Annotated in this window: 12 protein-coding genes; 8 read left to right on the top strand and 4 right to left on the bottom strand. The window is 73.2% G+C overall.

Going from position 1 to position 11,640, the window contains the following annotated elements; genetic code table 11:
- Positions 1–46 precede the first annotated feature (46 nt).
- A complete protein-coding gene (locus ACIBPC_RS01015; RefSeq protein ID WP_362966040.1) occupies positions 47–304 on the bottom strand; it encodes a mycoredoxin in 258 nt (85 codons plus the stop codon).
- 141 nt (positions 305–445) lie between these two features.
- Here ACIBPC_RS01015 and ACIBPC_RS01020 point away from each other — a divergent pair, with 141 nt between their 5' ends.
- The 4 genes from ACIBPC_RS01020 to ACIBPC_RS01035 all read left to right on the top strand — a co-directional run bounded on the left by ACIBPC_RS01020 (position 446) and on the right by ACIBPC_RS01035 (position 4,010).
- Positions 446–2,746 carry an ATP-dependent DNA helicase UvrD2 gene (locus tag ACIBPC_RS01020; RefSeq protein WP_398840386.1) on the top strand — a complete coding sequence of 767 codons (2,301 nt, stop codon included), beginning with the start codon at positions 446–448 and terminating at the stop codon, positions 2,744–2,746.
- A gap of 140 nt (positions 2,747–2,886) precedes the next feature.
- Positions 2,887–3,204, top strand: a complete 318-nt coding sequence (locus ACIBPC_RS01025) for a hypothetical protein (protein WP_398840388.1) — start codon at positions 2,887–2,889, stop codon at positions 3,202–3,204.
- A 123-nt stretch (positions 3,205–3,327) separates the two neighbouring features.
- Positions 3,328–3,678 carry a WhiB family transcriptional regulator gene (locus ACIBPC_RS01030; protein ID WP_362966036.1) on the top strand — a complete coding sequence of 117 codons (351 nt, stop codon included), beginning with the start codon at positions 3,328–3,330 and terminating at the stop codon, positions 3,676–3,678.
- Positions 3,675–4,010, top strand: coding sequence for a hypothetical protein (locus ACIBPC_RS01035; RefSeq protein ID WP_362966034.1), 336 nt, complete (start codon positions 3,675–3,677; stop codon positions 4,008–4,010). The genes ACIBPC_RS01030 and ACIBPC_RS01035 overlap by 4 nt, the downstream gene beginning before the upstream one ends.
- A gap of 272 nt (positions 4,011–4,282) precedes the next feature.
- Here the strand turns inward: ACIBPC_RS01035 and ACIBPC_RS01040 are convergent, their stop codons facing one another.
- Complete coding sequence (locus ACIBPC_RS01040) at positions 4,283–5,656, bottom strand: ABC1 kinase family protein (RefSeq protein ID WP_398840391.1); 1,374 nt, start codon at positions 5,654–5,656, stop codon at positions 4,283–4,285.
- 94 nt (positions 5,657–5,750) lie between these two features.
- A complete protein-coding gene (locus ACIBPC_RS01045; RefSeq protein WP_398840393.1) occupies positions 5,751–6,950 on the bottom strand; it encodes a ThiF family adenylyltransferase in 1,200 nt (399 codons plus the stop codon).
- Positions 6,951–7,220: 270 nt separating this feature from the next.
- Between ACIBPC_RS01045 and ACIBPC_RS01050 the strand changes: the two genes are divergently transcribed.
- From ACIBPC_RS01050 to ACIBPC_RS01065, 4 genes are all read left to right on the top strand, one after another.
- Positions 7,221–7,859, top strand: coding sequence for a M48 family metallopeptidase (locus tag ACIBPC_RS01050; RefSeq protein ID WP_398840395.1), 639 nt, complete (start codon positions 7,221–7,223; stop codon positions 7,857–7,859).
- A 100-nt stretch (positions 7,860–7,959) separates the two neighbouring features.
- Positions 7,960–9,561, top strand: coding sequence for a TerD family protein (locus ACIBPC_RS01055; protein WP_398840397.1), 1,602 nt, complete (start codon positions 7,960–7,962; stop codon positions 9,559–9,561).
- A 13-nt stretch (positions 9,562–9,574) separates the two neighbouring features.
- Positions 9,575–10,261: an AIM24 family protein gene (locus ACIBPC_RS01060; RefSeq protein ID WP_362966024.1), complete on the top strand. Its 687-nt coding sequence runs from the start codon at positions 9,575–9,577 to the stop codon at positions 10,259–10,261.
- 20 nt (positions 10,262–10,281) lie between these two features.
- Complete coding sequence (locus ACIBPC_RS01065) at positions 10,282–11,040, top strand: AIM24 family protein (RefSeq protein WP_398840398.1); 759 nt, start codon at positions 10,282–10,284, stop codon at positions 11,038–11,040.
- Between the two features lie 10 nt (positions 11,041–11,050).
- Here ACIBPC_RS01065 and ACIBPC_RS01070 read toward each other — a convergent pair whose 3' ends face one another.
- Positions 11,051–11,617, bottom strand: a complete 567-nt coding sequence (locus ACIBPC_RS01070; protein WP_398840400.1) for a GNAT family N-acetyltransferase — start codon at positions 11,615–11,617, stop codon at positions 11,051–11,053.
- Positions 11,618–11,640 lie beyond the last annotated feature (23 nt).

An 11,640-nucleotide genomic window follows, 5' to 3' on the forward strand; every position in this document is an offset into this window, starting at 1 on the left:
GTGACAGGGCCCGGTGACACGGCCGGGTGACGCCGGGCACACCGCGTCAGGCCGTCAGCGCCTGCTTCACCTGCTGCAGCGACGGGTTGGTCATCGTGACCTCCGAGCCACCCGACTCCGGCGAGACCACCACGGTCGGCACCGTGCGGTTGCCGTTGTTCGCCTTCTCGACGAGTTCCACGGCCGACGGCTCCTGCTCGATGTCGATCTCGGTGTACGCGATGCCCTCGCGCTCCAGCTGGCTCTTCAACCGGCGGCAGTAGCCGCACCAGGTGGTGCTGTACATCGTCACGGTGCCAGACATCGTCCCGGACTCCTTCGTGTATCGCGCTGTCGTCCCCGTCAGGAGACTGGTCGCCTCCCCCCAGCAGAACATGCGAAGCGGTGTGACTAATTCCTCGGCCCTGTGGACAAGCCGCCCGCACCGCCGACCGGACCTGGCAGCATGACGTCCGTGAGCACCGCACCGGACACCCCGCCCACCTCACCGTCCCCCACACCCACGCCTGCCTTCCCCCCCACCCCCGACTCCGCCGACGCCGTGCTCGAAGGACTCGACCCCGAGCAGCGCGCCGTCGCGACCACCCTGCGGGGACCCATGTGCGTGCTCGCGGGCGCCGGCACGGGCAAGACCCGCGCCATCACCCACCGCATCGCCTACGGCGTACGGTCCGGCATCTTCCAGCCCACCACCGTCCTCGCCGTCACCTTCACCGTCCGGGCCGCGGGCGAGATGCGCGGACGGCTCCGCCAGCTCGGCGTCGGCGGCGTCCAGACCCGCACCTTCCACGCCGCCGCCCTCCGCCAGCTCCAGTACTTCTGGCCCCGGGCCGTCGGCGGCGAGATGCCCCGCCTCCTCGACCGCAAGATCTCCCTCGTCGCCGAGGCGGCCAGCCGCTGCCGCCTCCGCCTCGAACGCCTTGAGCTGAGCGACCTCACCCGCGAGATCGACTGGGCCAAGGTCACCCAGACCACCCCCGACGACTACCCCGCCGCCGTCCTCAAGACCGGCCGCGAGGTCCCCCGCGACCCCGCCCAGACCAGCCAGGTCTACGCCACCTACGAACGGCTCAAGAGCGAACGCGGCGTCATCGACTTCGAGGACGTCCTGCTGCTCACCGTCGGCATCCTCGGCGACCGCCCCGACATCGCCGAGACCGTCCGCGGCCAGTACCAGCACTTCGTCGTGGACGAGTACCAGGACGTCAGCCCCCTCCAGCAGCGGCTCCTCCAGATGTGGCTCGGCGACCGCGACAGCCTCTGCGTCGTCGGCGACGCCAGCCAGACCATCTACTCCTTCGCCGGAGCGACCCCCGAATACCTCCTGCACTTCCGCTCACGCCACCCCGGCGCCACACTCGTCAAGCTCGTCCGCGACTACCGCTCCAGCCCCCAGGTCGTGCACCTGGCCAACGGCCTGCTCTCCCAGGCGAGCGGCGCCGCCGCCGAACACCGCCTCGAACTCGTCTCCCAGCGCCCCACGGGCCCCGACCCCGTCTTCGCCGAGCACCCGGACGAGCCCGCCGAGGCCGAAGCCGTCGCCCGCCGCGTCCGCGAACTGACGACCCCCGCCGCCGAGGGCGGCCCGGGAGTCCCCGCCAGCGAGATCGCCATCCTCTACCGGGCCAACTCCCAGTCCGAGGTCTACGAGCAGGCCCTCGCCGACGCGGGCGTCCCCTACCAGCTCCGCGGCGCCGAGCGCTTCTTCGAGCGGCCCGAGATCCGCCAGGCGGGCACCGCCCTGCGCGGCGCCGCCCGCGCGGGGGACAACGACCCGGCCCTCCACGGCGCCGACAGCCTCGCCGCACAGGTCGGCGCCGTCCTCACCGGCATGGGCTGGACCCACGAGCCACCCGCCGGATCAGGCGCCGTCCGCGACCGCTGGGAATCCCTGCGCTCCCTCGTACGGCTCGCGGAGGACTTCGCCCGCGCCAGGCCGGACGCGGGCCTCACCGACTTCATGGCCGAGCTGGACGAGCGCGCCGCCGCCCAGCACGCCCCCACCGTCGAGGGCGTCACCCTCGCCTCGCTCCACGCCGCGAAGGGCCTGGAGTGGGACGCCGTGTTCCTCGTCGGCCTCACCGACGGCATGCTGCCCATCACCCACGCCAAGACGCCCGAGCAGGTCGAGGAGGAGCGCCGCCTCCTGTACGTCGGTGTGACGCGCGCCCGCCTGCACCTCACCATGTCCTGGGCACTCGCCCGCTCACCCGGCGGCCGCGCGGGACGCCGCCCCAGCCGCTTCCTGGACGGCCTGCGCCCCGGCGCCCCGGCGGGCGGCCGCGGCAGCGGCGGGAGCGTGGAGCGGGGCACGGGCGCACGGGGGCGCAAGCCCCGCGGCCCCGTGAAGTGCCGCGTCTGCGACCGCACCCTCACCGAGGCCGCCGAGATCAAGCTGCGCCGTTGCGCCGAGTGTCCGTCCACGATGGACGAGGAACTGTTCGAGCGGCTCCGCGCATGGCGTCTCGACCAGGCGAGAGAGCTCAAGAGGCCGCCCTACGCCGTGTTCACCGACGTCACGCTGATGGCCATCGCGGAGAACGTCCCGGGTACCGAGCGTGAGCTCGCGCGCATCTCGGGCGTCGGCCCGCACAAGCTCCGGCAGTTCGGCGCGGACGTGCTCGCCCTGTGCGCGGGGGAGGAGCCGCCGGGGGCGCGGGAGTCCGCGGACGCGCCCGCGGAGGAGGCCACCGAGCCCTCCGAGGCGATGGTTGAAGAAGTGACTTCAGAAGTCACGGAAAAATAGTTTGCGCCCGCCGGAGAAATCCGCATAGCGTGCCTCTCATGGCGAAGGGGAGGCTTCCTCTCACCCCTCGGCCATGCTCTACTGAAGTGCACGCATGAGCGGGATCCCCGTTCACCGAGACGCCGAAGGAGGCGAGTCCCTTGATTAATCAGCTGATCACCAAACTGGCCGGTCGGCCGCTCGCCGCCCCCGTCGTGTCCGGTGGCGTAGTCCGTGTCACGGGCACCGGTGTGTCCGCTGCCGCACGTGCACAGCTGTCGGTTCCCGCCTTCGGCGAGTCCGTCAGCGAGCGACCGACCTCGGCGCCCGCGACCGCGGTGATGACGGCAGGCAGCGATCTGCCCACCTATGTCACCGCCGGAGTCGGCGCCGGACACCAGATCTTCGGACAGCAGAAGACGCAGCTTCACACGATGTGGGCCCTCCGCGGGCTCGATCCCTGGAGTGATCCAGCCTGATCGGCGAGATCAGGCCGGCACCTTCCAGGGCCGCGGAACCCACACCGGGATCCGCGGCCCTTCTGTTTTTCCGCGCCAGATCCGGCCACAAGCCGGGACCGACAACCGACACGAGGACTGACCGTGCCACTCGCGCCGTACCCGCGCCCCGACCTGACGCCACCACCCACTCCGGAGACCGCTGTGACCCCGCTGTACTCGCTGACCGAGCTCGACGAAGCCATCGAGCGCCTCGACACCGCCGTGCCCTGCCGGGCCTACGACCCGGAGGTCTTCTTCGCCGAGACCCCCGAGGACGTCGAATACGCCAAGTCCCTCTGCGGCACCTGTCCGCTCCGCGAGGCCTGCCTCGCCGGGGCGAAGGAGCGCCGTGAGCCCTGGGGCGTCTGGGGCGGGGAGCTGTTCGTCCAGGGCGTCGTCGTCCCCCGCAAGCGCCCGCGCGGCCGCCCCCGGAAGAACCCGGTCGTCGCGTGAACGCGCCCGGCACCATCGGACGGCCCGCCCCCCACGGCCCGCGGAGAGAACTCCAGATGACCCTCGTCACCACCGAGCCGGGCACCGCGCCCCGCGCGGCTCGCCCACGCACCGAAGACAAGCTGAACAGGACAAGCAAGTTGCAACTCATCCAAGAAGCCATGGCCCGCTCTCATATGAGCGAGCGCATCAGGGAAGCGGAGTCTCAACGGACCGCCCACCAGTTGACGGTGGCCCGCCGGCTGGAGCGCCGATCCGCACGCCTCCTGCGCAAGGCGGAACGCGCCTCACACCGCGCCCGCCGCGCACTGGCCCGGACCGTCATGCACTGACCCGGAAAGACACCGCCCACCCCTGGCCCACCACCGTCCGGGCGGCCCGGCACACCCGAGCCGCCCGGACCGGCAACCTGACCGGACCACCCCGCCCCTGACGGGCAGGACCCCGACCACGGCCCGGGAACCGAGGCAACTCGGCTCCCGGGCCGCTTCGTTCCCTCCCTCTCCCCCTCCCTCCCCGCCCACCCACCCGCCACCCGCTCAACCCCGCGCGGCCCTGTCCGTCCGGCGGACCGCTGCCCCGGCCCGCCGCCCCGAGAGGACCGCTACTCGCCCCCGGCCTCCACCGCGGTCTCCACCCCGTCCTCCTCCTCGGCGAAACCGGGAAGCCCCGCCACCAGCTCGTCCCTGACCCGCACCCGGGCCCCGAGCTGGCACAGCACCCCGATCGTGCTCAGCGTCACCCGGTGGATCAGCAGATACGACGGCGGCAGATTCATCCGGCGCCCCAACTGCTGCGCGGGCGACCGCGGATCGGCCAGCCGGCCCGCCTGCTCACGCAGCCACTGCCTGCTGAACGCGAACTCCGGCACCGACGCGGGCTCGATGAACGGCAGCAGCCACTCCAGCACCGCCTCCGGCTCCAGCTCCACCGACGGCTTCACGAACCCCTCGGCCGCCAGATGCCCGTAGACCTCCTCCGCCCGCCCGTCCAGCGTCATACGCAGCGTGCGCCCGATCACCGGCGGCAGACCACCCGGCAGCCGGTTCACCGCACCGAAATCCAGCACACCGAGCCGGGCAGCCCCACCCTCCCCGTCCCCGGCCGGCACCAACCGGAAGTTCCCCGGATGCGCGTCCGCGTGCAGCAACCCCGCCCTCGCCGCTCCCGCGAACAGGAACCGCGTCAGCAACTGCCCGGCCCGGTCACGCTCCTCCTGACCGCCCTCCGCGATCACCTCGGACAACGGCACCCCCGGCAGCCACTCGCTGACCAGCACCTCCTTCCCCTGCCACACCACCTCGGGGACCACCACGTCCGGATCGCCCCGGAACGCCTCCGCACACGCCCGCTGCGACTCGGCCTCCAGCTCGTAGTCCAGCTCCTCGGCCGCCCGCTCCCGCAACTCCTCGATCAGCGGCTTGATGTCCATCCCCGGTATCAGCGGCCCGAGAATCCGCGCGAACCGACCCAGCTGCGTCAGATCCGCGAGCAGCGCCTCACCCGCCCCCGGGTACTGGATCTTGACAGCCACCTCCCGCCCGTCGTGCCACACCGCCCGGTGCACCTGACCGATCGACGCCGCGGCAGCGGGCCGCTCGTCGAACTCCAGGAACAACTCACGCCAGTCCTCCCCGAGGCGCTCCTCCAGCGCCCCCCGCACCGTGGCAGCCGGCATCGGCGGAGCCGCCTCCTGCAGCTTCGTCAGCGCCGCGCGGTACGGCCCGGCGACCGCCTCGGGCAGCGCCGACTCGAAGACGGAGAGCGCCTGGCCCAGCTTCATCGCCCCGCCCTTGAGCTGCCCCAGCACGCTGAACAACTGCTCGGCCGTCCGCTGCTGCAGCTCATTGCCCACCAGCTCCGCGGAACGCCCCCCGATGCGCTTGCCGAGACCCCAGGTCGCACGGCCCGCGAAACTCAGCGGCAAGGCCGCCAGCTTCGCCGTCCTGGTCACCGCCTTACGGGGTAGATCAGACATGTCGTCCCCTCCAACTCCCATGGCCCGCAGCGCCTCAGGAGAACTCCCGACGGCGCGGGCTGCCGGGCCGGACGTACTCCGCCCCGCCTATCCGTCATTGTGGACCCGCCTCCCACCGACCGGACCGGCCGGGCCGCCCCCCTGCCCCCACACCGCCTCCTCCCTCACCAAACGACTCCCCGCCATCCGGGCCGCCACCCTGCCCGCCCCGCGCCGCACCACACGGACACTCCTCGTGCGGCTCCACCGGATGCGACACCGGCGCCAGATCCGGCAGCGCCAGCTCCAGCCGCCCACCCCCGCCCGGCGGCGGCCCACCGTCGAGGAACGCCAGCGCCGCACACGCCGCGAGCCCCGCCACAGCCATCGCCAGCGGACCGTCACAGGCCGCCACGCCACGAGACCGCCCGTTCCGCCACTGCGCGACCAGCAGCGGCCACGCCGGCTCCCGCCGCGCCCTCGCCCGCACGAGACAGCCCGCACACCCCGTCCTCCCCGGCAGCACCAACGGCCCGACGAACCCGGTCGCCTCCACCACCCCCGCATACAGGTGCGGCGTTCCCGCGGCCAGCACCGGCTCCGAAAGCGCCGGATCAGGGGCATAGGCGGCCAGCCCGTCACGCGGCGCGAAGACCACCAGCCGCGCACCCTCCGCACGCACCGCTCCCGCCCCCCGGCGCCACGGCACAGCCGCCCGGACCAGACTCCGCGCCGCCATCGCACGCCGCTGCCCCACATGCTCCGCCCGCAGCCCGCCGGGACCCGTGTCACCCACCTCCACCTGACCCCCGTCCACCACCTCGACCTCGCCCACCCCCGCTTGCGCCAGCGCGGCGGCCACCGCCGCCCCCACCCGCCCCGCACCCCGCACCTGCACCCGCGCCGTCCTCCGGGCCAGCAGCCGCCGCGCCCCCTCACCCGGAGCCGGATGCACCAGGGAGAGCGAGGCCAGATCGGGCCGCAGACCGTCCCCCACACCCGCCGCCGCCGCACGCTCCGCCGAGGCGTCCGCCAGCACACCGGCCGCCCGCAGCCGCCCCGTGATCCGCTCGGCCGCCCGCGGCCTCAGACCCAGCGCCCTGGCCTCCTCCCGCAGTGCCCGCAGCGACCGCGTCCCGTCCAGCAGACTCAGGAAGGTCTCCGTCGCCCCGTCCAGCGGACCGAACAGCACCGAATGCGCGGGCGTCACCCCGTAGCGCACCGTCTGCCGGTCACACCAGCTCCGGCGCAGCGAAGGCTTGATCATCGGATGCACCCCGTCGGGATCGACCCCCGCCTCGCCCGCCTCCTCCATGACCGTCCCCTCTTCCCCGGCAACCCCGTCCCGGTACGTGTCCGTCCCATCCGCCCTGTCCGTCCCCATCCCGGCCTCCCCGGTCCTCGCCGCGGTGGTCCGCGGTCGATTCATGATCGAGGAGGAGGAAGGGGGCGTGTGTGACGTTTTCCACAGGAAGGCGAGAAAATCCTATAAATAGGGCGGTGGAGGCGGGGCGCGCTCGCGGTCCGTGAGCACCCGGTGCCTCGCTCACGCACATATCCCGGTCCTACCGGGTAACGTCGAAGTGTGCCCGCCGATCCGCTGAAGAGCGCCGGCCCGCCGCAGACCACCCCTCCGGCGGGCGGGGCGACCCTGGCCGGAAACCCCTCCGGCGCCTTTCCCGCCCCTCCCGCCGGGCCACGGCCCGAGCAGGTCGAGGTCCGGCGCAGCTCCCGGCGCAGAAGAACCGTCTCCGCCTACCGCGAGGGCGACCGCACCATCGTCATGATCCCCGCCCGCATGACCGTGGACGAGGAACGGCGCTGGGTCTCGGTCATGCTCGACAAGCTCGCCGCCCAGGAAGACCGCCGGATGCTCGGCGACGACGCGCTCGCCGCGCGGGCCGCCGAACTGTCCGAGCGCTACCTCCAGGGCCGCGCCCGCCCCGCCAGCGTCCGCTGGGTCACGAACCAGAACGCGCGCTGGGGCTCGTGCACCCCCGCCCTCGGCAGCATCCGCCTCTCCCACCGCCTCCAGGGCATGCCCGAGTACGTCATCGACTACGTGCTCCTCCACGAGCTGGCCCACCTCCTGGTGCCAGGACACGGCCCCGGCTTCTGGAAGCTCCTCGACCGCTACCCCCGCACCGAACGGGCCCGCGGCTTCCTGGAGGGCGTCGTCGGCGCCGAACGGCTCCCGTACGTCCCCTGGCCGCGGTCCGACTGAGCCGGGCGGCCGCCCCCGACCGCCCCGCCACCCCTGTCGGCGGTACGGACTAGTCTGTCGCCGCAAGGTATCCACGTCGGACGGGGGACGGTCGTAACGGATGGCGACGCACTTCCAGCGGGGACAGAAGTCCCGCCTCAGTGACCTGACGCTCGGCACGGACCTGTACGTCGGCGTGCAGATATCGGCCCCAGGGCTGGTCTTCGACATCAGCTGCTTCGGACTCGACGCCGACGAACGGCTCTCCGACGACCGCTACTTCATCTTCTACAACCAGCCGAAGTCGCCCGAGGAATCCCTCCAGCTGCTCGGCACCCAGGCCGGGGACACCGAGTCCTTCCGCGTGACCCTCGACCGCGTGCCGAGCGGCATCCACCGGCTCGCCTTCACCGCCACCATCGACGGCGAGGGCACCATGGCCCAGGCCGCCCCCGGCTACCTGCGCATCGTCGCGGGCGGCGAGGAAGTCGCGCGGTACGCCTTCGACGGCTCCGCCTTCACGACCGAACGCGCCGTCATGCTCGGCGACTTCTACCGCAAGGACGGCTGGCGCTTCGCCGCCGTCGGCCAGGGCTTCGACGGCGGACTCGCCGCACTGCTCCGCCACTTCGGCGGCGAGGTCGACGACGAGGAACCGGAGGACACCGCCCCCGCAGCGGGCACCGGCCCCGCCACCGGCGGCGTGCCCGGCTTCGCCGTGCCGGGCGCCGCAGCCCCGCCCGCCACCCCCGGCTTCGCCCCTCCCGGCGCCGCAGCCCCCGCGCCAGCCCCGGCACCCCCCGCTCCCGCGCAGGCCGCGCCCCCGCCGCCCGCCGCAACCCAGCCCCTGCCCGCCCAGCCCCCCGCACACCTCGGGCACCAGCCCCCGCCGCCCGCCCCCACCCAGCCGCTGCCCGTCCAGCACCCGCCCTACGGCCAGCAGCCCCCGCCGCCGCCCGCCCCCTACGGCGCACCACCGCCCCAGGCCCCATACCCGGGCGGACCCCACCAGCCGGCCCCACCCGCCCCGACACCCGGCGCACCCGCGGCTGCCGGTCCCGCCGGGCTCCAGGGCGCGTTCCTCAAGTACAGCGGCAACCGCGAACGCCGCCGCTGGACCGCCCAGAACCCCCAGCTCGTCCGCGCCGACCTCGGCATCGACGGACAGCCCGTCCTCGCACGCCAGGGCAGCATGGTCGTCTACCAGGGCGACGTGGACTTCGGCTACAAGGGCGCCGGGATGCGCGGCCGCATGACACGCTGGGCCACCGGCGAAGGCATGCCCGCGCTGATGCGCTGCACCGGCACCGGCCAGGTCTTCTTCGCCGAGGACGCCGCCGAACTGCACCCCGTCGAGCTCCAGGGCGACGCCCTCGTCGTCGCCTCCCAGCACGTCCTCGCCTTCGACGAGTCGCTCGACGTCGACGTCCGCCGCATCGACGGACACGGCATACCCGGCGGCTCGCTGTTCGCCCTCCAGTTCCAGGGCCACGGCACCCTCGTCCTCATGACGCACGGCCAGCCCCTCGTCCTGCCCGTCACCAACGCCACCTTCGCCGACGCCAACGCCATCGTGGCCTGGTCCGCCGCCGCGCAGGTCCTCGTCGCCAACCAGGTACGGCTGCGCAGGCACGCCTACCCCGGCCACACCGGCGAGAGCACCCAGCTCCAGTTCCGCGGCGCCCCCGGCAACTTCGCCATCATCCAGCCCTACGAGATCTGAGGGAGCCCCCGTCATGGACCAGCGCATGATCGCGGGCTACACACCCGCAGCCCCCACCGCCCGGATGGACAACCACGGCCCGTCCATCGCCCGCGTCGCCCTGCGCACAGGCCAGGACCTGTACGCCCGCACCGGCTCGATGATCGGCTACGAGGGCTTCATCCAGTACGAGGCCAACCCCTCCGGCCTCGGCCGCGCCGCCGCCGGACGCCTCAGCGGCGAGAACGTCCCCCTGATGCGCTGCCACGGCGACGGCCTGCTCTACCTCGCCGACTACGGCGCCCACGTCGTCTGCCTCGAACTCGCCGACGACAACCTCTCGGTCAACGCGGCCAACGTCCTCGCCTTCGACGCCCACCTCCAGTGGGGCGTCCAGCGCGTCAAGGGCGTCGCCAAATTCGCCGGCCAGGGCCTGTTCAACCTCGGCATATCCGGCACCGGCTGGGTCGCCGTCACCAGCCGCGGCATGCCCGTCGTCGTGGACTGCGCCCAGGCCGGGGAGACCTGCGTCGACCCCGACGCGCTCGTCGCCTGGTCCACCGGCCTGCGCGTCGAGGGCAAACGCAGCTTCAAGGCGTCGTCCCTCATCGGACGCGGCAGCGGCGAGGCGTTCCAGCTCGCCTTCTCCGGCCAGGGATTCGTCGTCGTGCAGCCCAGCGAGGACAGCACCGAACGGCTCACACAGCCGCAGCAGCAGTAGCCCGACGGGGGAGAGACACCATGCAGAGCCCGATCTTCCACCACACCGTGGACCAGACCCAGGAACGGTTCGCCCCGCAGGGCGCCCAGATGCTGCGCGTCGCCCTCGGCCACGGCGAGGACGTCCTCGCCCGCACCGGCAGCATGGTCGCGTTCGAGGGCATGGTCGAATTCGACGGCGAGTACCAGCCGCCCGGCCGCCAGCACCAGCAGTGGGCCGCCGGCGAGGCCCTGCCCCTGATGCGCTGCCACGGCCAGGGCGCCGTCTACCTCGCCCACCTCGCCCAGCACGTCCACGTCCTCGACGTCGACCACGAGGGCCTCACCGTGGACAGCTCCTACGTCCTCGCCCTCGACCCCCACCTGCACTGGGATGTCGTCGCCGTCGAGAGCCAGTACGGCATCGCGGGCGCCGGCGCGTACAACCTCGTGATCAGTGGACGCGGCAAGGTCGCCCTCACCACCTCGGGCCGCCCCCTCGTGATGCGCGTCAGCCCCGAGGGCTACTGCGGCGCCGACGCCGACGCCGTCGTCGCCTGGTCGTCGTCCCTCCGCGTCCAGATGCAGGCCCAGACCAGCACCTCGTCGGTCTGGCGCCGCCGCGGCAACACCGGCGAGGGCTGGGAACTCAACTTCATGGGCCAGGGCCACGTCGTCGTCCAGCCCAGCGAACTCCTGCCGCCCACCCACACGTCCTTCGGCCAGCAGATCGGCGGACAGTTCCGCCCCCAGCAGCCCGCCCCCGGCGCCCCCCACGGCGGCAGCGCCTGGGGACGCTAGACCCCGGCGGTCAGCCCGCCCACTCCCGCGCCAGCACCGCGTACACGTACTCGCTGCCCCAGCGGTCACCGTCGCGGTCGTTGTCGACCAGATGCGCCTCACGCCGCATCCCCAGCCGCTCGCACACCCGTGCCGACGCGCTGTTCAAGGCATCGAGACGGGCGAACACCCGGTGCACCCCCAGCTCGCCGAACGCCAGCGAACACAGCGCACGCGCCGCCTCGGTGGCATACCCCCGCCCCGCATACCGCGGGTCGAAGATCCACCCGATCTCCGCCTGCGCCGCGTGCGCACTGCGCAGCGTCAGCACCACCTCGCCCACCACCCCCGGCTCACCGGCCCGGCACACCGCGAGCAGCAGCGCATCGCCGTCCGCCTCCCACGCCGTCCCACCGGACCGCGCGGCGATGGACTCGGCGCACGACTCACGCGTGAGCGGCGCGCGGTACAGGTAACGGGCGACCTCCGGCAGCGACTGGTACGCGTACCGGTCCCCGACATCGGCCGCAGTGAAGGGCCGCAGGACCAGCCGCTCCGTGTCCACCCCCGCCCGCACACGCGACACGCCGTCCCCCATCGAGCCTCCCCAGTCGTACCGTC

This window comes from Streptomyces sp. NPDC049879, from assembly GCF_044461265.1.
In the GTDB taxonomy this organism is placed as follows: Bacteria; Actinomycetota; Actinomycetes; order Streptomycetales; family Streptomycetaceae; genus Streptomyces.

Bases quoted from the DNA above. Each gene is read 5' to 3' on its own strand.
- ACIBPC_RS01015 (WP_362966040.1), bottom strand. From the start codon at position 304: ATGTCTGGCACCGTGACGATGTACAGCACCACCTGGTGCGGCTACTGC.
- ACIBPC_RS01020 (WP_398840386.1), top strand. From the start codon at position 446: ATGACGTCCGTGAGCACCGCACCGGACACCCCGCCCACCTCACCGTCC.
- ACIBPC_RS01040 (WP_398840391.1), bottom strand. From the start codon at position 5,656: ATGTCTGATCTACCCCGTAAGGCGGTGACCAGGACGGCGAAGCTGGCG.
- ACIBPC_RS01045 (WP_398840393.1), bottom strand. From the start codon at position 6,950: ATGGAGGAGGCGGGCGAGGCGGGGGTCGATCCCGACGGGGTGCATCCG.
- ACIBPC_RS01055 (WP_398840397.1), top strand. From the start codon at position 7,960: ATGGCGACGCACTTCCAGCGGGGACAGAAGTCCCGCCTCAGTGACCTG.
- ACIBPC_RS01060 (WP_362966024.1), top strand. From the start codon at position 9,575: ATGGACCAGCGCATGATCGCGGGCTACACACCCGCAGCCCCCACCGCC.
- ACIBPC_RS01065 (WP_398840398.1), top strand. From the start codon at position 10,282: ATGCAGAGCCCGATCTTCCACCACACCGTGGACCAGACCCAGGAACGG.
- ACIBPC_RS01070 (WP_398840400.1), bottom strand. From the start codon at position 11,617: ATGGGGGACGGCGTGTCGCGTGTGCGGGCGGGGGTGGACACGGAGCGG.